The following is a 20,247-nucleotide window of genomic DNA, read 5'->3' as shown; positions in this document are numbered from 1 at the left end:
TTGCATTCGCCCGCCCGAACGTAGCGTTTCGGTACGGGCGGGAACAATTCGTATATTCGCATCGGTACTCTCAAAACCTGATTTCTTTCAAAAACTCCCCTTCCTCGGTTTCCAAGAGCGATTCGTCTAAGTCCCCCAGAAATTCAGAAGGAATATTCATGTGTTTTGAGCCGAAGATAGTGCGAATGCCTGCGAACGTAAGATACACTTTTTTCTTGGCTCGGGTCAAGGCGACGTAGAAGAGTCGCCTCTCTTCTTCCCCCGCTTCCTCGCTTACATCATCCTCGGTAATTTTTCTGTGGGGAAAAAGGTCTTCTTCGAGGCCGGTAATAAACACATATTCGAACTCCAATCCTTTGGACGCATGCACGGTCATGAGTTTCACTCCATTTTTCCTCTCTGCAAGCTCGTCCTGGTCCGAGGCGAGCGCCGCTTCTTCAAGGAGTTTCTCGATTCCTTCTTGGAGGGGCAAATAATGGTACTTCGTGGCCACGGTTACAAGCTCGCGTAGGTTCTCAAGTCTTTCCAAATCATCATCGCCACCCTTCTTCAGACTCTCCTCGAGCCCGCTTTCTTTTATGACGAACTTAATCAAATCGGCTGGCTTCAACTTTTCGATTTCCTCTTTTATTTTTAAAAGAAGATTTTTAAACTGCGCGACTTTCGCTCTCGCACCTGCGGGAAGGTCTGCCTCGCGGTTTGCAAAAATTTTAATGAGCGTTACTTTGCCCAAGCCTCGGGGAGGGCTGTTTATAATTCTTTTTATATCAGAAAGAGCATCGGGGTTTAACGACGCGCGAATGTAAGAGAGAACATCTTTAATTTCCTTTCTCTCGAAAAATCGCACTCCCAAGACTTGGTAAGGCACGGTGTGGGAGAGAAAAGCTTCTTCAAGGATGCGTGATTGGAAATTTGCCCTAAATAGAACAGCAATTTCTTCAAGAGAAACGCCTTTCGCTCCGAGTTCTTTGGCTTTTTGAGCTATGAAGTGGGCTTCCTCGACTTCGTCATATCCTTCGAAGAGCGTGAGCTTCTCTCCCTCTCCATTTTTGGTGTAGAGGTTTTTCTCCTTTCTTCTCTTGTTCTTTTTGATGACGGTGTTTGCGGAGTGGAGGATGTTTTGGGTTGAGCGATAGTTTTGCTCGAGTAGAATCGTCCGAGCGTCGGGATAGTCTTTCTCAAAATCCAGAATATTTTTGATATCCGCACCTCTAAACGAGTAAATATTTTGGTCGGCGTCTCCTACTACGCAGAGGTTCCGATATTTTTCGGAAAGAAGTCTCGCGATTTCGTACTGCACGCGGTTTGTGTCCTGGTATTCATCGATGTGGATGTATTTCCAGATAGTTTGATAGCGCTCTCTCACTCCAGGCTTATTTTTAAGAAGGAGCGCGGTTTTTAGAAGGAGATCGTCGAAGTCCAGCGCTTTTTCTTTGCGCAAGGTGTCTTCATATTTCTTCCATACGAGAGATACAATCCGCGGGAAGTATGAATTGCCAACAGTTTCCTCGTACATTTCTTCTGTCACGAAGTTGCCTTTTTCTTTTGATATTATCCTCAAGATTTTACCCGGTTCGAACTGCTTCGGGTCCAAATCGGCGCTTTGCAATGCCTCTTTGACCGCCCGAAGAGAGTCGTTTCTATCGAAGATTGTGAAATATCGCGTCAATCCTAAAGCTCCGGCATTTTCTTTGATGATGTGCACTCCGAGCGCATGGAATGTGGAAACGAACGGCCTTTCCTCAAAAGAGATAGGAAGGTTGAGCTCTTTGTCGTTTTTTAACAGAGCGCTTACGCGGTCGCGCATCTCTTTTGCCGCTTTGTTGGTGAATGTGATAGCTAAAATGGCGTGTGGAGGCACTCCTTGTTTTATCAAATGCAGGATGCGATGGGTGATCGCTTTAGTCTTTCCTGCTCCAGCGCCCGCGATCACGAGGAGGGGGCCTTCAGTGTGACAAACAGCTTCTTTTTGCTCGAAATTTAGTTCGTCGAGATGGTGGGACATGCGGAGAAATATAGCACGGAAAAGCTATTAGCTGTTAGCTATTAGGTTTTAGCTTTTGGGAAAGGAAGCGAGCTTCCTGATTTTCAAATTGTTTGTTACCAACTGATAGTATCGGAGTTGTCATAAGCGTATGGAGCGAATATTTTCGTTTACAAAGCCTCGCGCAGGCTGGCGAGCCGAGCGGAGCAAAAATCTAGCAAGATTTTATGCGTGCTTTGTAAACGGAAATACGAGCGACATGTTATCCACAGGACGCTTTTGTCGTTTGACTTTGACTTTGGTTGGGGTAAAATTACCCTAATGCGTTTTTTTCGCGTTTTGATGCCGTCTTGTTGTCTTAGAGCCTGTTCATAATCTAACCGCAGGATATGAGGGTAAATAAAGCTTGCCAGCCGAAATGTCCAAAATTCTGCTGCAAATCGTCTATTTCTCCTCGACATATCCCGATATGCCTCGTCGAACTATCCGATTTTCGCATCGAATTTTGGACATTTCATCTAGGCATTAGATTATGAACAGGCTCTTGGGAAAAAGTTGATGCATCCTGTACGACCTTAATATAAAAACTATTCATATTACTCCAGAAAAACCTGATTTTACGAATATGCCTCAAGAGGGCAAGAATCAGGTAAAATACAGCCTTTTTTCAAGGATGTTCCTCATTGGAATTATTCTTTTTTCGTCTGCGCTTCTCCCCAACAATGCCAAGGCTGGCATTGTTTCTTTTATTTCAGACCTCATGGTGGTAGAGCAAAGCCAGGAAACAGCCGAAGTCTACGACAATACCCAGACCATGAACCTTCTTCAGGGAGATTCCAATCCAAACCGCGATGCCAAGGGAGGGGGCGATATAAATGTAGTTGACGGGGACGCTCTTCAAGGAGAGATGGGACCCTTGGGCACTTTATCTCATATAGAGGAGCTCAATCGCGAGATTAGCGTCTATACGGTGCGCTCTGGCGATACCCTGTCGGAGATTGCGGAAATGTTTGAAGTCTCGACAAACACGATTCTCTGGTCCAACGATATTCCCGGTGGTCTGCTCAAGGAAGGCCAGACATTGGTCATTCTTCCTATATCGGGAATCAATCACGTCGTAAAATCTGGTGATACTGTAAAATCGATTACCCTTCAGTACAAAGCTGATAAATCGGAAATTCTTGCCTACAACGACCTCAAAGAAGATGCTTCGCTTAAAGTTGGGCAGATAATAATGATTCCTGACGCTGAAGTTGCTTTTGTTTCTCCTCCGAAATCCGCCTTCAAGACTCAAATCACTTCAAATTATTACTTGAGACCGACAAAGGGAGTAAAAACTCAGGGATTGCACGGTTATAATGGGATTGATATCGGTGCACCTCTTGGTACTCCAATCGTCGCTTCTGCCACGGGTGTTGTCATTGTGAGCAAGAGTAATGGATGGAATGGAGGATACGGAAGTTATGTGGTGATAAAGCATGGAAATGGAACCCAAACCCTTTATGCCCATATGAGTAAAGTCACTGTCTCCTCTGGAGCAACTGTTTCGCAAGGGCAAAAAATTGGCGAGGTTGGTCACAGTGGTAACGTAGTTGGTCCGACTGGTAACCATCTTCACTTTGAAGTTCGAGGAGCGAAAAATCCGTTTTAGTGTAGAATAAGAAATTTGGTATTGCCAGCAGTCCGAAGTCAGACGCAGGCGAGGATTCTGGATTCATCAGCCTACATTTTTAAAACGTGCGCTGGTGAGTCTAGATAATACCCAACAAAAAAACGCCGAAAGGCGTTTTTTTGTTGGGTATTACGAAGCGATTCTTTTCGGTCGGTATTGCAGAGCTTCGTAGAGATGTTCCGGAGCAATCTCCTCCGAATTCTCGAGGTCGGCGATGGTTCGGGATAGTTTAATAAGCCGGTGGTACGAGCGGGCGGAGAGGTCGAGGGTCCGAGCCGACTGATTCAAGATATCTATGACGGGCTCGGAGAGCGCAACATATTTTTCTAAGTCTTTCACGCCCATTTCACTGTTAGTCTTGATGTCTCTTTTGTTCCCCTTAAACCGTTTCGCTTGAATTTTTCTGGCTTTCACTATTTTTTCGCGAAGCTCTTTTGTTGTCACTCCTGTCGCGCTTTTTTTCGAAAGTTTTTCGTGCTCGACTTTTGAGACCTCGATCCATAGGTCGATTCTGTCCACGATCGGTCCGGATACTTTTCTTTTGTACCTTTCAATATGGATGGGACTGCAGATGCACTGTTTTCCCTGAATGCCGTAGTTCCCGCACGGGCAGGGATTCATGGCGGCAATCAGAATAAAATTTGCCGGAAATAGCGTTGAGCCCTTAGCTCGGGAAATTGACACCACTCGCTCTTCGAGCGGTTGCCGAAGAGAATCAATTACTCTCCTCTCGAACTCGGGAAACTCATCAAGGAAAAGCACTCCTCGATGCGCCAGGGTTATTTCGCCGGGCTTCGGGTATGTTCCGCCTCCGACCAATGAGACGTAGGAAGAGGTATGATGCGGTGAGCGGAAAGGCGGATGAGTGACGAGGGTGTCTTTCAAAGATCCCGCCACCGAGTGGATTCCTGTCGTTTCCAAAATTTCGGGGAAAGTAAGCGGAGGAAGGACGTGGGCAAAGGCTTTTGCGAGCATGGTTTTTCCCGTTCCGGCGGGGCCGAACATTGCGAGGTTGTGTCCGCCTGCGGCGGCGATTTCAAGTCCCCTTTTCGCACCTTCCTGACCTTTGATGTCGGCAAAATCAACAGAAAATTCTTCATCTTTGTACTCAACTTCTGTTTTTTCCTGCGGAGAGAGTTCGATTTTTGAGTGAGGCTTCTCATTCTCCTCTTTGCCGATTGTCTCTCCATGATGTAGATGGTTTATCGCATCTTTGAGCGTGTTTACCGCGAAAATCGAGATGCCTTCAATAAGCGCCCCCTCTTTCGCATTTTGGGCCGGAAGGTATACTTCTTCAAATCCTCTTTTTTTCGCGTAGTCAACGAGGGGCAGTACGCCGTTTATTTTTCTCACTTCTCCGTCGAGAGAAAGTTCTCCCAAGAACAGCTTTTTTTTCGGGTCGAATTCGATTTCCTCTGAAGCGAGAAGATAGGCAAGAGCGATGGCGAGATCGAAAATCGGCCCCTCTTTTTTTATGTCCGCCGGAGCCAGAGATACCACCACTTTTTGATTTTTATTTTTCGGAGATTTGAAACCGAACCCGGAATTTTTTATGGCCGCGGAGATTCTGTCCTTTGATTCGTCGACAGCTTTGTCGCCGAGTCCTACGACGGAGAACGCATGGAGCCCGTTTGAGAGGTCCACTTCGATGTCGACTGTGTAGGGCTTGAGGAGGCTCGTCTGGGCGCTGTAGACTTTAGCGAATGACATAGTTTAGGTTTTAGCTGTGATCTTTCAGACGTTAGGTTTCTTTCATTTAAAGCTAGTAGCTAATAGCTGGCACCTAAAAGCTATCTTTGCATGTGCTCAACACAGGTCTCTGCGGCAGGGTTCGCTAAAAGCCTTTTTTCTTCGATTATTTTTCCGCAAACGAGGCATTTGCCATAACTTCCATCTTGGATTCTGCCTAAAGCGCGCTTGATTTCGTTCGATCGGATTTCCAGCTGTTCGACAATCATGTGGTTTTCATCGAACGACTCGATTTTTTCGGCAATTTCGCTTTCGTCGGCTTGGTCAATATTCCCCTGCACAGTCGCTTCCCAATCGTTGGGATTTTTAGGATTAACATTGCCAACTGTTTTTAGTTCCGCCACGACTCTTTTTAACTCATCTTCGAGGCTTTTTTTGTATGGTTCGTTATTCATGACGTAATAGTAGCAGAAGAAACAAAGCACGCAACATCTGGATAAGAAATGTAACATGTAGCATGTAACATATAACATAAGTCAAATCAAAAAGAAAACCCTCTCTGGATCTTTACATGTTACATGTTACAAGTTACATGATTATCTTAGTATCTGCGCTCTCCGTATTCTATCGGTAAGTTCAGTCAATACGGTGGGATCCGTAGTGATGATTAAGAGATCTTTATTTATGAATGCATAGAGGAGAATGACGTCGCCGTTTTTTCCCGTCATGAACCGTATATCTTGATTTTTAATTACGCTGTCCTTGAAGACGCTCCCCGCGAGACCTACTTCCAGATTAGATTGATTCTGATTGTCCAGAGTTAAAAACAGTCTTCCTAAATCACCCGAAATATTTTCTTCCCATTTGAGCATCCCGCCAAAGGTGTTTTCGTAGGAGTCTATTTTGAATATAAGGAATGGTCTCGACTTCTGATTGAAGTAAATGCCGAGGGCAAATTCCGGGTTCAAGGAGCGGGCGAGGTATGACGGCACGTTTGGAGCGATGAGGGACAGAAATTGTGGGGCAGGAATCATTTTGGCCGTTGTCGAGTCTATCACTTTTAGTATTCGGACAGATGAGGTGGCGAGCACCGCGCTCATCTCCTTTTCAAGATCCAAAAGGAGCTTTTCACGGTCTCCGTTGAAAGTGATTTCTTTCTGACTTTCGGAATTGATGAGTTCAATTTTTACGGGACTGACGATGGGTTCGTCCGGTTTTTTTAAGAAGATTCCATAGTACAAAATGCCCGCTCCAAGGGAGAGCATTATTAAGCTTGCCACTATCAAGAAAACATTTTTGTGGGTACGGCTTTTTCCGGCTTTTTCCACTATTCGGTCTTGCTCTTTTTCTTTTTGTTCCGCTACCGCAATCTGGATGAGCGAGGTGTTTCCCGACTGAACCGCCTGCGCCACGTCGTTTGTGTACGTGCGAAGCGGACTCACTTCAAATTGCAGTTTCTTTGGATTCTCCGGCGCCTCACCGTCTTTGAAAGGCAGAAGATCTGAACGCACAAAGGGATTATCTTGCGGGGGCTCCGGAGGGAGCTCTTTTTTTTGAGGTATTTGAGGAAGAGGCGTTGGAGGCGGGACAGGGATTTCTGTGTTCGGTTGCAAGTCGGTAATTTCACCTCCGGCATCTTTTTCTTCTTTCGCTCTTGCAATATCGCTTTCGAGCGTTCGAATGGAAGCTATTTTTTGAGCCTCGCTTAGATATTGATTGTTAGGGTCTTTGTTTTCCATCGTGTGTTACGAGTAATTGATTATTCCATTATTATACTATGCAATTTTGCAATATGTAACACGCGGGCAGACCCCAATTTTATTTTTTCTCCAAAATGAAATTGGGGTCTGCCGCTTTGATTGAAAGATTGATTCTTTTCTTTTCGTCGATTTCCTTTACAATCACGGGGACTTTCTGGCCCTCTTTCAAGTATTTTTCGATTCGGTCAACCCGAAACGGAGCGATTTCCGAAATATGCACAAGACCTTCCGCGTTTGCGCCGATGCGCACGAATGCTCCAAAGTCGAGAATTTTAACAACTTCGCCTTCGAAACGCTCCCCTGCCTTGTATTCGCGGGTCATCTCGGAAATGATTTGGAATGCCTTCTCCGCGCTCCCGTTTTTGCCCGTAATGAAAATAGTGCCGTCTTCTTCGATAGTGATTTCTTCGACGGCGGTTTTGTCCTTGATGCCGTTTATCGTCTTTCCTCCCGGCCCGATGACAAGCCCGATCTGGTCAATTTTTACTTTCAGGATGAGGATTTTCGGCGCTCGGGGCGAGATGTCTTTTCTTGGTTCGGCGATCACTTCTTTCATTTTTGAAAGGATGAAGATTCGGGCGACTTTTGCCTTTTCGAAAGCTTTCTCCAAAATTGTGACGGGAATGCCGCCAACTTTGACGTCCATTTGAATTGCGGTCACCCCTTCCGATGTTCCCGCCACTTTAAAGTCCATATCGCCGTGATGATCTTCCGGACCCTGTATATCGGTGAGGATTTTGTAATTTTCTGTGTCTTTGAGCATAAGTCCAGACGCAATTCCTGCAACCGGGCGCTTCAGAGGCACACCCGCGTCCATAAGCGCGAGCGTCGAGGCGCACACGGAGCCCATCGAGGTGGAACCGTTGGAGGCCAGGGCTTCGGATACGATGCGAATAGTGTAAGGAAACGTTTCTTTAGAAGGAATCATGGGGTGTAGGGCTTTCTCCGCAAGTGCGCCATGACCGATCATTCTTCTGTTCATTCCGCCTACGCGTCCCGTCTCGCCAACGGAGAAAGGCGGAAAATTGTAGTGATGCATAAAGCGTTTCTTCGCTTCCACTTCCATTCCCTCGATGACTTGCGAATCCCCGGGGCCTCCTAAGGTCAGCGCCGAAAGAATATGGGTTCCTCCTCGGTAAAAAATGCCCGACCCGTGGAGAATGGGAGAAATTCCGCCGGCTTGAGCGAAGAGCGGACGGATTTCGTCGAATCCACGGCCGTCCGGTCTCTTGCCGTTTTCAATCGCTTCCGTATGAATAAAATTATTCACTTCTTCCTCAAAGTATTGTTCTGCCATTGACGCGCTTTCTTCCGGATATGTTTTTTCCAAAAGAGCCACCCATTCGTCCTTTAAATCGCCAATCCTCCCTGACCCCGGTCCGCTCATGACAATCTTGGAGAGCTCCGGCTTTATTTTTTCTTTGAAAAGCGAGATGATGTTTTCTGAAGTTTCAGGTTTCAGGATAACTCTTTTTTTCTTTCCGATTTCCTTTATTATTTTATTCTGAAACTCCTGCAGAAGTTCTATTTCCTTAGAAGCTTCCTTGAGAGCGAGGACGATAGTGCTTTCAAGAGCTTCATCTCCCGAAAGCTCGATCATGTTTATGTTCCCGTCTTTCCCGCATGCAACGAGTTCGAATTCCGCCTCCGGATTTTCCCTTAAAACATAGGTCGGGTTGATAATCCAATTGTCATTGTCTTTAATTTTGCCGATTCGGATCGCCGAAACGGGGCCGTTCCATGGAATGTGAGAAGTACCCAAGGCAAGCGATGCCGCGAGCACTCCGATTACATCCGGGTCGTCCTCTTCAATGGAGAGGATAGTGATGATGACCTGCACGTCATTCCGCATGTATTGTGGGAACAATGGCCGGATGGTTCTGTCCACAATTCTTCCCGAGAGAACCGCTTCATCCGAGGGTCTTCCTTCTCTTCTTACAAATCGGGAGCCTAAAATTTTTCCCGTGGCGTAAAACTTCTCCTCATATTCGACAGTGAGCGGAAAGTAGTCGCCACCTTCTTTGGCGTGCTTTGCCATTACGGCTGTCGCCAACACAACGGTATTACCGTATTTTAACAAAACCGAGCCGTGCGCCTGCTCCGCGAGGTCAGTAAACTCTGCGGTCAATGTTTTTCCTCCGACTTGAATAGAATAATGCTTTTTCTCCATACAATTATGCGAGCAATTCTTCCTCCCTCTGTCATCCCCGCTGATGCGGGGACCAGATTAACCTAGATTCCCGCTTTTGCGGGGATGACAAAATCAGATTTTGTCATTAATTAGGAATTAGAAATTGCTTAAAATAGAGATCTCCAAATTCTAGATTTCGAGAGAAATCTATCTATTTGAAGACCTCATAATGAATAATGAATTCAGTTTATCAGAAAACTTTTTTTTTGCCAGCTTCAATATTGTTTCGGTGGGACGCTCTGTTATACTAATCGTGGAACAGCAAAAATAAAAAAACTATGAACACCGATTCAAGAGACGAGCCTTCTTTCGACTGGGGCGTTCAAGCGGAGAGGACTCTGCCTCTTACAGATTCCAGTTACACATGCCCTCTCTGTTTGCAGTTCTCCTACGGTTGTATGATAGACTGTGCACAACGAGGCGCTATGCTTTGGTTTGATGCCGTAATCGGTTTTACGACGTCCCCAATTGGCAAATATGTGGGAATTGCGGTTCTCTGTTGCAAACATTGCGGAGGACATTTCGGGGTCCCTCTCACTACTCCTACTGTTCTAGGATACATTGCTCAAAACAGTCGGTGGCAGTCAGCGCTCCGAGAGAAACAATAAAAGCCGAGATTTCCTCTCGGCTCTTTTTTTAATTTCTCTTATCCTCTTCCATATTCTTTCTCCCCTACTTTTTTTCCTGCGTCTCTGGTCTTTGAGGGGGAGTTCTTCGATAGGACGGTCCGCCCAAGAGATATTTTCGCGGATTTTGGTCGAGGTCGATGAAGTCGTCCGCGACTTCTTTGAGTTTTGCCGAAGTGGAGCGTCCGAAAGTGATCACTTCCACCTGGCATCCTTCGTTTTTCAGATATTCAACCAGAGGCACGAAGTCGCCATCGCCGGAAGCCAAGATTACCGCATCAAGTTTGGGCGCCATTTTAATCGTGTCTACGGCGAGCCCCACATCCCAGTCCGCTTTTTTGCTTCCCCCCGAGAAAATCTGAAGGTCTTTCGTTTTTGTCTCGATTCCCACCTTCTCAAGCGCATCGAAAAATCCCCTTTCCTCTCCGGACTCCGTGGTGATTACATAGGCGACGGCTCGAATAAGAATTCGTCCCGCGAGCGCGTCTTTTACAATCTGGCCGAAGTTCACTTTCGCGCCATAGAGATTCTTCGCGCTATGGTAAAGGTTTTGCGTATCAATAAAAATACCGACTTTTTGTTCTTTATGTTTGATTACTGTCATAAAAATAAGCTTCTAGCTATTAGGTGTTAGCTTTTAGCTTTTAAATTAAAAACCGATTTTTAAAAAAACTACCCTAACTATAACAGAATAGAGCTCATAAATAAAATAGCGCTCGTCCTATCCCCGTAGCAGAGCTAGCGGGTATTCGGCGAGCGCATTTTATTTTGAGAACCCCTCGGTTCTCAACGCTCGCAGACTCGCTACTTTCCGCCACGGGGAAACTCCCGTTTCCCCGACCCCCTTCCCCAAACTCCGCATTCATCCCCACAGCAGAGCTGTGGGGAATTCTGCGGATTTATTAAATGTCTCGAGATAACTCTCGAGACATTTAATTACTTCTTCTTCAAATCGAGTTTCGCGATCATTGAGTTGTATCTTCGTGTGCTTTTTTTTGCGAGATACTTCATATGAGTCTGCCTGTCGGCAACCATCTGTAAGAGCCCTCTTCGTGAGTGCTTGTCCTTGCTGTTTTTTTTCAGATGTTTTGCAAGCTCATCTATCCGTTTCGTCAAAATGCTTATCTGCACTTCGGGCGAACCGGTGTCTTTGTCATGAACTCTCGCTTCCTTGATTGTTTTTTGCTTTTTTGTTCTGGTTAACATAGTGGCATACATAGTATCACAAAACTCTATTTTTTGCAACCTTTTTTCCGCATCTTTTCGTTAGAGGGACCTTGATTCAATATCACTGCACTCAATATTGTGCGACATGGTATACTGCACTTTATGGATCCCGTAGTGAAAAATGACATTGAAGTACAGTATTACTTTGGAAACGGCGTGCTGAATGGAGTTACGTTACTAAATAATTGTGAGACGATGACAGAAGCTCCAAAAGAGCGATGTCATTTTCTACTACGGGATGGAGCTTCATGAACTAAAACTGCAATTTTTGGAGTATATTGAAATCGAAAAAGGCAGGTCGCTCAAAACGGTGGAAAATTATGACCACTATCTATCGCGTTTTTTTGAATATGGAAAGTTAAAAAATCCCGAGGAGATTACGATTGACGTAATCCGCGAATTTCGCCTCTGGCTCAATCGCCAGCCGGGCTGGAAAAACTCGAATCAAGGCGACACGCTTAAAAAGAAAACGCAAAACTATTATCTCATTGCTCTCCGCTCCTTTCTCAAATTTCTGGCAAAACGCGGGGTGGAGTCACTGTCGCCTGAAACCATCGAGCTCGCCAAGGTCGGAGAACGTCAGCTTGACCTCATTACCAAAGAGGAACTCAGTCGTCTTTTGAATGCCCCCGACGGGTCTGATTTGAAATCATTGCGGGATCGGGCGATTTTGGAGTTGCTTTTTTCCACGGGTTTGCGTGTTTCCGAACTCTGTTCCCTATCGCGCGACCTTGACCTTTCGATTGATGAGTTTTCTATTCGGGGCAAGGGCGAGAAGGTCAGGGTCGTTTTTCTTTCACCCGAGGCGAAATCAGCCATCAAGAAATATCTTGATAAGCGCGCGGATGTTGACGACGCTCTTTTTGTAAGATTAAACATCGAGAAAACTCCCAAAGGCGATATGGCGCTCGACAAACGCTCGGTGGAGCGTATCGTGAAATACTGTGCCATCAAAGCAGGAATTTCCAAAAGGGTTACACCGCACGTGATTCGCCATTGCTTTGCAACGGACCTGCTTTCAAACGGCGCGGACCTGCGTTCCGTTCAAATGCTTTTGGGTCATGCTCATATTGGCACCACCCAGATTTATACTCACGTTACCGACATACATTTGAAAGAAATTCATAAGAAGTTTCACAACAGTAAAGGGTAGAATATGGATTATTGATGATAGATTTTAGAATATGATGACTATCCATTTGACTCATTCCCTACTTTGTGTACAATATGTACATATGAAAATAGTTACTACAACAAATGCTAGAAAAAATATCGGGGATATCGTGAACAGGGTTAAATACTTAGGGGAAGTTGTCGCAATCGGCAGACGTGATTCCATAGACGCGCTCCTCATACCCTTTCCCGACACATACAACAGCGGAATGAATGAAATCACTAATATCAATGCATATTCTGCGAGCTTCGATTTTCTTAAAAATGAGCCAGATATTTATTCTATATCTGATCTAAAAAAGAAATATGTTTAAAGGCGCGATAGTACTTGTACCCTTTCCTTTTACGGATCTTTCCGGACAGAAAGTTCGCCCGGCACTCATTCTTCATGTGTCTCGAAAGGGAGAAGATTGCGTTGTTGCGTTCATATCTTCAAAAAAAGAAAAGAAGTCCGGAGATTTTGATATTTCTATTGTAGCATCGCAAACCAACGGTCTAAAAGTTAATTCAGTGATAAAAATGAATAAAATCGCCACTCTTCAAAGGAAAATCATTCTGGGAGAACTTGGTTATGTTGAAACTTCACTTTATAAAGAAATAGACAAAAAATTAAAGAAACTATTTGAGCTATGAAAATAATTTCCTGGAATGTAAATGGAATACGGGCGGTTGTGAAAAAGGGTAATTTTCTGCCGTTTGTGCAAAAATACAAGCCGGATGTTTTATGCCTGCAGGAAACCAAAGCCGAGAAAGGCCAAGCAGTGATTGACTTGCCGGAATATGAAGAGTATTGGAATTCTGCGGTAAAAAAAGGTTACTCCGGGACGGCAATTTTCACCAAGGTCAAACCACTTTCGATTGCAAACGGATTGCCTGCAAAAATTTCGGACAAATTTGGCTTGGTTGCCGACAAGTACGGCGACCCCACTGCCGAGGGGCGCGTTATTGCCGTGGAGTTTGAAAAGTTTTATGTTGTTACCGTTTATACCCCGAACGCCAAAGATGACTTAAGTCGGATTCCCCTTCGGGAAAAACACTGGGACCCAGCATTTCTTGCTTACTGCAAAGCACTGGAAAAAAAGAAGCCCGTCATTTTTTGTGGAGACTTAAATGTTGCGCACACCTCGGACGATCTTGCTCGGCCGAAAGAAAACGAGGGGTTAAAGGGATTTACCAAAGAAGAGCGCGAAGGCTTCCAAGCTTTTCTTGACGCTGGTTTCGTTGACACCTTTCGGATTTCACACAAAGGAAACGGTTTCTACACGTGGTGGAGTCATTTTGCAAATGCCCGCGCTCGAAACGTCGGCTGGAGAATTGACTACATTTTGGTTTCAGAAAATTTCAAAAGTAAAATTAAGAAAGCTGAAATTCTTCCCGAAGTTTTTGGGTCGGACCACTGTCCGGTGATGGTAGATATAGGAATTTAGAATTAATCCTGTCATTCCCGTGGAAACGGGAAGCCAGCCTTAATAAATCGTTTTGGATCCCCGCCTTCGCGAGGATGCTCGATAATCATAGTCGCTTCGCTCGTTGATTATCGGCAGTTATCCACAGGTATGTCCTTTACAATGTCCTTTAGAGTTTTATAATGGACATTAGTCAGGTGTCATGTAGGAATTCCAAGGCTTTCTAAAGGACATCAAAAACAAGTTCTTTGACCAGTAGAATATTTCCCGGTATTTAGTACCAGTCATCAAAATAGTTTCGCTGAAGCAGATTTTTTAGAGTCAAGTTTTTAAGTTTATTAAGTAGTTTCATTTCAACAGCGCCTATTTTGCCCACTGTATCTAGTTCGAACTCTTTCGAACGCCGGGCCATTACTGCTCGCCAAAGGACACTCTCCGAAGAATGCCCCTCGCGGGCAGTTTTCTTATCCATGTAACGTGTAGCGTGTAACGCAAAACGTAAGAAAAAATTCTCCCTTCAGACGTTACACGTTACACGTTTTGCGTTACACCCCTACTGTACCCAATACTTCTTCCTAATCTCCTTTACATCCTCTTCCTGCATCTCCTCCTTCTTCTCTTTCCCCTTCTCGCCCATATTTTTCAATGTTTTTTCATCCAAAAGAGCCAGTTTTTGAGCCCTCTCCTCTAGGTATTGAGCTGTGTTCTGCTTTGGGTCTTCAAGCACTTCTTCCAAAAGAGCATGCAAAATATACCCTATTTTGGGTCCTGGTGGCATTTTTGTGACTTCCATCACTCTTGCGCCATTGATTTTAAGCATTCCTACCGATATAGGATCCTTCAGGGCCTCCTCAATCATTGATTTGTATTTTCTCAAGCGATACGGGTCCTCTTTGGGCCTTCCAGTGCCTATTCTGTCGCAGATTCTCACATTCATGAGGTCCCAAATATTTTCTCTTCCGACATTATTAATCATTCTCCTTACTGCGGAGAGAGTAATTTGCTCCGTGTCGGAAAAAAACATGTGCCAACGCACCAACTTTGTGACTTTAGCGATGATTTCTCTTGAAAATTTGAGCCGGGTCAGGATGTTTTTCGTCACTCTTGCTCCCACAACTTCATGACCATAGAAGCTCCACTCACCCGTTTTGGGATTTCTCCTGCGTGTTTCAGGTTTTGAAATATCGTGAAAAAGAGCTGCCAATCTGATCTCGAGTGGCCATTCTTTCTTTTTTGCGTGTTTCAGGGTTTCCAAAAGATGCGTCCACACGTCGAAAGCATGAGCTTTGTTCTGCTCGACGCCAATTCCTTCTAGCAACTCCGGAACAACAAACTTCAAAATGCCCATATTTTGAGCCATTTGAATACCTTTTGATGGGTTGTCCGACATGATAATCCTTACAAACTCATCTCGAATTCTCTCGGGTGAGATGTTTTTTAAGAGTTCTGCATTCGCAATGATTGCTTTTTCCGCGGCACTATCAATCGTAAAATCAAGCTCGGTTGCAATTCGTACTCCCCGAAGAAGGCGGAGTGCGTCCTCCTCCAACCTTTCGTGTGCATCGCCCGCTATCTTCACAATCTTCCGTTTGAGGTCGCTCCTTCCGTCAAATGGGTCAATAATGTTTCCCATGAAACTTTCCCCTTCTCCCTCGGTTATCTCCAAAGCGATGGCGTTTATCGTGAAATCTCTCCTCTTTAAGTCGTCATTCACGTTGTCGCTCCAGCTCACTGCGTCCGGCCGACGGTTGTCAGAATATGTTGTCTCGAGTCTGAAAGGAGTAACTTCGACAACCTTGAGTGTTTCATCCTTTGTTTCCTCGTTTACAACTCCGACTGTTCCAAAATTGTTTTCATAGAACGTATTAGAGAAGAGGGCGATAATCTCTTCGGGCTTGGCGTTGGTTGTAACGTCCCAGTCTTTGGGTCTCCTAGCAAGTAATAGGTCTCTGACACACCCCCCTACTAAATACGCCTTAAAACCCGCCTTTTCCAGCGTTTTTGTTACACATGAAACCTCGGGTGGAATCACAAATTTTTGACTATTTTCAGAATGTTTTTTCATTAACCTAAATTCTACCACTCTTTTAAATAATTCCCAATCAATTTGTTCCATTTGAACCAGTATAGTATAGTTATATAATATGAAGAAGTTAGTTCAAGAGAGGAGTGACGCTATTCGTCTCAGAAAATTGGGGCATAGCTATCGGGATATCCAAGCAAAAGTTCCGGTCGGGAAGAGCACGCTATCGCTATGGCTCTCCGGTCTTCATCTGACGGACATGGAACGTGCGTTGCTGAAAAAAAGAGTCATTGAGCAGAAGGGTAGTGGGATAGTAAGTGCCAGTCGCGCAAATAGAATGCGCAAATCCGTGCGCGAAAAAAAAGTCCACGAGATTGCCCGCCAAGAATTTAAAGAAAACATTCGAGACAAATTTTTCTTTGTCGGCATTGCGCTCTACTGGGCAGAAGGGGGAAAGAGAAGTGGTTGCTTTCAGTTTGTAAACTCGGATCCCGATATGGCGCTACTTATGATAAAGTGGGTTGAGAGATATCTAAGGATTCCAAAAAACGGCTTAAAATATAAACTATTTATCCATAAACCGTATGAACATGACAAGGTTGATAAACTTTGGTCGCAAATAATTCAGGTGCCGGCTCATGTTTTTTTAAAAACGATTTATGGTTCAGGTAAAAAGGAAACAAGAAAAAACCCGATTTACAACGGCAGTTTAATGATCAAGACAGGTGGAGTCGATGTTCTCCGAAAATTAATCGCTTGGCAAAAATTATTAATAAAGTATTATAGTTCGTATTGAGTGTGTATATGCACCCGTAGTGAAATGGATATCATACCGGTCTTCGGAACCGTTGTTGCAGGTTCGAATCCTGCCGGGTGCACAAAATGCGAAGCATTTTTGTGTACCAGAGGAAGCGTGGGACGCCTCCGTGCAGGAGTCGAAGCCCGATTGTGTTTTTTCCGGAGTGTCTACACGAACAGAAAAACCAATCGGGGTACTGAACATGTAATGTTCGAATTCTGCCGGGTGCACACGGAATTTTATAGGAAAGAGGAGTGTGGTAAAATTTTATTTGATATTGCGGGCATGGTTTAGTGGTAGAACACGTCCTTGCCAAGGACGAGGCGGGGTTTCGATTACCCCTACCCGCACAGATATAAAAGACATTAAAAATTAGAAAGCCACCCTGTCTTTTTCGGTCTGAAAATAGCCTTTGAAAATATCAAAACTGTGGATAACTCGGTGGATATGTGGATAAAGGACAGTCCTTGAAAAATGCGAACTTCAAGCCTTAAATTGCACAATACGGCTTAAAATAAGGATAATTTAGAAAAGGACACAAATTTGCCGAGTCTTTTAGGTCAATTTAAGTCATCTCTTGACACCGTTTCATGTGTAACAATAGTTATGGGCACAAATCTACAAGTTGGAGTGAAAATATTGTTGAAAAATAAGGAGAATAAATTCCTCCTTTTGAGACGTTCTCCTGAAATATACGACTCAAACAAGTGGGATATACCCGGAGGGAGAATTAATCCGGGGTCCACTCTCATGGAGAATTTGAAAAGAGAGGTAGAAGAAGAAACGAAGATGCAAATTATAGGGGCCCCGAAGCTTGTTTCAGTTCAGGATATCCTTAAGAAGGATATGCATGTTACACGTGTAACATATATAGGAAGAGCTTCCGGCGATCCAGTTTTAAGCAAGGAGCACGTTGAGTATAAATGGGCTACGCTTGATGAAATGAAGAAACTGGATGACCTCGATTCTTATGTGAGAAAACTGATTGAGGAAAAAGCTTTCACATGAAACTTCACGATGGTCATAACAAGAAAGTTGGGACACAGGGCGAGGATATTGCATGTGTGTTTCTCATGAAACATGGCTATAAGATAATTGAGAGGAACTACTGGAGAAAATGGGGAGAAATTGATATTGTCACTGAATTCGATAACGAGCTTCATTTCATTGAGGTAAAGGCAGTTTCACGTGAAAGCTTGGACGATGTTACACATGTAACATCTAGCTATCGTCCAGAGGATAACGTGCATTATCAGAAGCAAAAGCGTCTCTCTAGGGTGTTTCAGACGTATTTGATTGATAAACATCGGGAGAATGAGGAGTGGACATTTGATCTTGTCTGCGTTTATCTATCGGACACTGACCAGAAAGCTGGCGTAAAAATTATAAAGGACATTATTTTGTAACAAAAAATCTAAAGGACATTTATAAAGGACATCAGAATTTGGATTCCTTATTCGGCCGAGCCGACAGGCTTTAGGCAAGATTCAGGATTCAGGAAATAGAAAAATAGCATTTTTCATTTTCTGTGCTAAGATTGAAAAGTTGTAAAAACAACGGGGCGTGGTGTAACGGTAGCATCCATGATTTGGGATCATGTAGTCCGAGTTCAAATCTCGGCGCCCCGATAAGAAAAATTTATAAAATAAATTTTGCGCCGAGATTTGAACTCGGGAAGGGGTCGGGAAACGGGAGTTTCCCGTGGAGGAAAACCGAGTCTGCGAGGAATTAGAAACCGTGGGTTTCTAAGGAGGAGTCTTCGACGACGTGAGGTTCTCGGCGCCCCGACAAGAAGAACGAAGTGATGATTGTCGGGGCGAGTGAGGCAACTACTTGCCTCACGTCCGAGATTTGAAGCCCTTCTCCCATATTTTCGAACTTTTCTTAAAGTGAGAAAATGGGAAAGGGGCACTGCTCCTGTAAGGAGAAAATCTCGGCGCCCCGACAACTTATCTTTTTCGATTTAGCATGAGGGCATTAATAAAAAATAAATTCCAGAAAACTATATGGGATTTTTATGCTAAGAACAAACGTCAATTCCCGTGGAGGCCGCCTACGCTTTCGCTACGGCGTGCCAAGGGAGAACTCGATCCGTACAGAATTTTGGTGTCGGAAATCATGCTTCAGCAGACCCAAGTGGGGAGGGTAGTGGCGAAGTATGAAGCGTTTGTGAGAATTTTTCCTAATTTTCGGACGCTCGCTCGAGCATCTCTTCGTGATGTGCTTGTACTGTGGCAGGGGTTAGGCTACAATCGGCGAGCCATTGCGCTTAAGAAAATTGCAGAAATTGTGGAGGAAAAATACAAAGGTGCATTGCCAGAGAGCGTGGAAGAACTTGACGAATTGCCGGGGATAGGGGAGGCAACCGCGTCTTCGATTATGGCATTTGCGTGGAATCACCCTACTGTTTTTATTGAGACAAATATCCGACGTGTTTTTATTCATCACTTTTTCAAGGATAAAAAGAAAATTCGTGACGAAGACATTTTGTTTTTGGTGGAGAAAACATTGCCGGCGAAAAATTTCCGAGAATGGTATTACGCTCTTATGGATTATGGAGCAATGTTAAAAACTGAAGTGCCCAATCCAAACCGCATGAGCGCGCATTACGCAATTCAGTCGAAGTTTAAAGGTTCAAACAGGGAAGTCCGTGGTGGAATCCTCAAATTTGTTGCCGACAAGAGAAAAACAACGCTAAATGAACTTAATGAATTACCGTTCGATGTGAGAATGATAGAAAAAAATCTTGAGGCTCTAGTAAACGAAGGGTTTTTAAGGAAAAATGTAGAAACAATTACAATCCAATAAGGTAGGGTTCACCCCTAATTGACAAAGGTTGAACCTTTGTTACAACCTTTGTTAAAGTCGTTCCACGGTTTAAAAATCTATTGCATGCAAAAAAGATTTACAAAAAGGAAGGAGGATTTTGTCTGCGAAAACTGTGGGGAGAAAGTGATAGGGGATGGCTATACCAACCATTGCCCGAAATGCTTGTGGGGGAAACACGTGGATGTGTTTCCGGGGGACAGGATGTCTTCCTGTAAGGGGCTAATGAAGCCAGTGGGAATCACTGTGAAGAAAGGTGGGGCGTTTGTCCTTGTGCATGAGTGCGTAGTGTGCAAGCAAAGGAAAAACAACGTAGTTTCCAAAAATGACAATGTGGACCTCGCGCTTTCTATAGAAGAAAGGGCCAAGCGGCAAAATTAAAAAGAAAAAACCGTTAGCCTTGGCTAACGGTGTGCAGCTAGTCGAGTTGGGGCGTGAGATGTAAGAGTCTCTCTGCTTCCAACTCGGGTGATAGCGGTTCGGTGGATGCCGTGGCATCTTGTTCCGTGTAAGGATTCGGGAAAGGAAGGCCACTTTCCCAACCAGGTGGTATTTCTGTGGGGTCGTTACTGGTATTCATAAAATGCATACGTTGTTATGAGTGAAGAACTACTCTCATTTTCTTCGTCTCCGTATTAGGGAAAAGCAAACGAGACGGACTCCGTTGGGAGCCCGTCTTTGAAACTCAAGGAGATTTAGTTACAAAGATGGACTCCCAATACGCGCGTCATTCTCGACGAGTGTAATGCAGACCTTCTTTGTGAACATAAATGACATGACTAAAATAATACCACTCTCGAAAAAATATGCAATTGAATGTATAAGGCCACCCATCTTTGCACTCTCCGCCTCTCGTTAGTTGATAACGGTT

Annotated in this window: 19 protein-coding genes and 3 tRNA genes; 14 read left to right on the top strand and 8 right to left on the bottom strand. The window is 44.5% G+C overall.

Annotation, left to right across the window (positions count from 1 at the left end; genetic code table 11):
- Positions 1-70: 70 nt before the first annotated feature.
- The gene (locus tag ABI430_03360) at positions 71-2,005 is read right to left on the bottom strand and encodes a UvrD-helicase domain-containing protein (GenBank protein ID MEO8637911.1); all 1,935 of its coding nucleotides are present in this window, start codon (positions 2,003-2,005) and stop codon (positions 71-73) included.
- 604 nt (positions 2,006-2,609) lie between these two features.
- On the opposite strand from ABI430_03360, the gene ABI430_03355 reads away from it, so the two are divergent.
- Positions 2,610-3,635, top strand: a complete 1,026-nt coding sequence (locus tag ABI430_03355; protein MEO8637910.1) for a M23 family metallopeptidase — start codon at positions 2,610-2,612, stop codon at positions 3,633-3,635.
- 150 nt (positions 3,636-3,785) lie between these two features.
- Here ABI430_03355 and ABI430_03350 read toward each other — a convergent pair whose 3' ends face one another.
- The 4 genes from ABI430_03350 to ABI430_03335 form a co-directional block, all read right to left on the bottom strand.
- Positions 3,786-5,366: a YifB family Mg chelatase-like AAA ATPase gene (locus ABI430_03350; protein ID MEO8637909.1), complete on the bottom strand. Its 1,581-nt coding sequence runs from the start codon at positions 5,364-5,366 to the stop codon at positions 3,786-3,788.
- Between the two features lie 80 nt (positions 5,367-5,446).
- Positions 5,447-5,800 carry a TraR/DksA C4-type zinc finger protein gene (locus tag ABI430_03345; protein MEO8637908.1) on the bottom strand — a complete coding sequence of 118 codons (354 nt, stop codon included), beginning with the start codon at positions 5,798-5,800 and terminating at the stop codon, positions 5,447-5,449.
- Between the two features lie 141 nt (positions 5,801-5,941).
- Positions 5,942-7,084, bottom strand: a complete 1,143-nt coding sequence (locus ABI430_03340; protein MEO8637907.1) for a hypothetical protein — start codon at positions 7,082-7,084, stop codon at positions 5,942-5,944.
- A 79-nt stretch (positions 7,085-7,163) separates the two neighbouring features.
- Entirely contained in the window at positions 7,164-9,275 is a 2,112-nt protein-coding gene (locus ABI430_03335; GenBank protein MEO8637906.1) for a polyribonucleotide nucleotidyltransferase, read from the bottom strand.
- 299 nt (positions 9,276-9,574) lie between these two features.
- On the opposite strand from ABI430_03335, the gene ABI430_03330 reads away from it, so the two are divergent.
- Positions 9,575-9,904, top strand: coding sequence for a hypothetical protein (locus ABI430_03330; protein ID MEO8637905.1), 330 nt, complete (start codon positions 9,575-9,577; stop codon positions 9,902-9,904).
- Positions 9,905-9,968: 64 nt separating this feature from the next.
- Here the strand turns inward: ABI430_03330 and ABI430_03325 are convergent, their stop codons facing one another.
- Together ABI430_03325 and rpsO are read right to left on the bottom strand one after the other, a co-directional pair.
- Positions 9,969-10,526: an NYN domain-containing protein gene (locus ABI430_03325; GenBank protein ID MEO8637904.1), complete on the bottom strand. Its 558-nt coding sequence runs from the start codon at positions 10,524-10,526 to the stop codon at positions 9,969-9,971.
- 332 nt (positions 10,527-10,858) lie between these two features.
- Positions 10,859-11,128, bottom strand: coding sequence for a 30S ribosomal protein S15 (rpsO, locus tag ABI430_03320; GenBank protein ID MEO8637903.1), 270 nt, complete (start codon positions 11,126-11,128; stop codon positions 10,859-10,861).
- Positions 11,129-11,387: 259 nt separating this feature from the next.
- Between rpsO and xerA the strand changes: the two genes are divergently transcribed.
- From xerA to ABI430_03300, 4 genes are all read left to right on the top strand, one after another.
- Positions 11,388-12,302 (top strand): site-specific tyrosine recombinase/integron integrase, encoded by a 915-nt coding sequence (xerA, locus tag ABI430_03315; protein ID MEO8637902.1) that lies wholly within the window; start codon positions 11,388-11,390, stop codon positions 12,300-12,302.
- An 82-nt stretch (positions 12,303-12,384) separates the two neighbouring features.
- On the top strand, positions 12,385-12,636 hold the full coding sequence (locus ABI430_03310; GenBank protein MEO8637901.1) for a hypothetical protein: 252 nt from the start codon (positions 12,385-12,387) through the stop codon (positions 12,634-12,636).
- Positions 12,629-12,955: a type II toxin-antitoxin system PemK/MazF family toxin gene (locus ABI430_03305; protein ID MEO8637900.1), complete on the top strand. Its 327-nt coding sequence runs from the start codon at positions 12,629-12,631 to the stop codon at positions 12,953-12,955. Before ABI430_03310 ends, ABI430_03305 begins: the two co-directional genes overlap by 8 nt.
- A complete protein-coding gene (locus tag ABI430_03300) occupies positions 12,952-13,749 on the top strand; it encodes an exodeoxyribonuclease III (protein MEO8637899.1) in 798 nt (265 codons plus the stop codon). The genes ABI430_03305 and ABI430_03300 overlap by 4 nt, the downstream gene beginning before the upstream one ends.
- Positions 13,750-14,281: 532 nt before the next feature.
- Here the strand turns inward: ABI430_03300 and ABI430_03295 are convergent.
- Entirely contained in the window at positions 14,282-15,844 is a 1,563-nt protein-coding gene (locus tag ABI430_03295) for an HD domain-containing protein (GenBank protein MEO8637898.1), read from the bottom strand.
- A 28-nt stretch (positions 15,845-15,872) separates the two neighbouring features.
- Here ABI430_03295 and ABI430_03290 point away from each other — a divergent pair, with 28 nt between their 5' ends.
- The 8 genes from ABI430_03290 (at position 15,873) to ABI430_03255 (ending at position 19,757) form a co-directional block, all read left to right on the top strand.
- Entirely contained in the window at positions 15,873-16,547 is a 675-nt protein-coding gene (locus ABI430_03290; protein MEO8637897.1) for a hypothetical protein, read from the top strand.
- A 10-nt stretch (positions 16,548-16,557) separates the two neighbouring features.
- Positions 16,558-16,629 (top strand) — tRNA-Arg (locus ABI430_03285).
- A 200-nt stretch (positions 16,630-16,829) separates the two neighbouring features.
- Positions 16,830-16,900 (top strand) — tRNA-Gly (locus tag ABI430_03280).
- 256 nt (positions 16,901-17,156) lie between these two features.
- Positions 17,157-17,558, top strand: a complete 402-nt coding sequence (locus ABI430_03275; GenBank protein MEO8637896.1) for an NUDIX domain-containing protein — start codon at positions 17,157-17,159, stop codon at positions 17,556-17,558.
- Positions 17,555-17,956, top strand: coding sequence for a YraN family protein (locus ABI430_03270; GenBank protein MEO8637895.1), 402 nt, complete (start codon positions 17,555-17,557; stop codon positions 17,954-17,956). Before ABI430_03275 ends, ABI430_03270 begins: the two co-directional genes overlap by 4 nt.
- Positions 17,957-18,107: 151 nt before the next feature.
- A tRNA-Pro gene (locus ABI430_03265) sits at positions 18,108-18,178 on the top strand.
- A 340-nt stretch (positions 18,179-18,518) separates the two neighbouring features.
- Positions 18,519-19,358, top strand: coding sequence for an A/G-specific adenine glycosylase (locus ABI430_03260; GenBank protein ID MEO8637894.1), 840 nt, complete (start codon positions 18,519-18,521; stop codon positions 19,356-19,358).
- An 84-nt stretch (positions 19,359-19,442) separates the two neighbouring features.
- Positions 19,443-19,757: an RNHCP domain-containing protein gene (locus ABI430_03255; protein MEO8637893.1), complete on the top strand. Its 315-nt coding sequence runs from the start codon at positions 19,443-19,445 to the stop codon at positions 19,755-19,757.
- The last annotated feature ends 490 nt before the right edge of the window (positions 19,758-20,247 follow it).

The organism is Candidatus Taylorbacteria bacterium (assembly GCA_039934295.1).
Lineage (GTDB): Bacteria > Patescibacteriota > Minisyncoccia > Phycocordibacterales > HO2-43-120 > HO2-43-120.
Note: the sequence above shows the minus strand (reverse complement) of the source record. Positions and strands in the feature narration are given on the sequence as shown.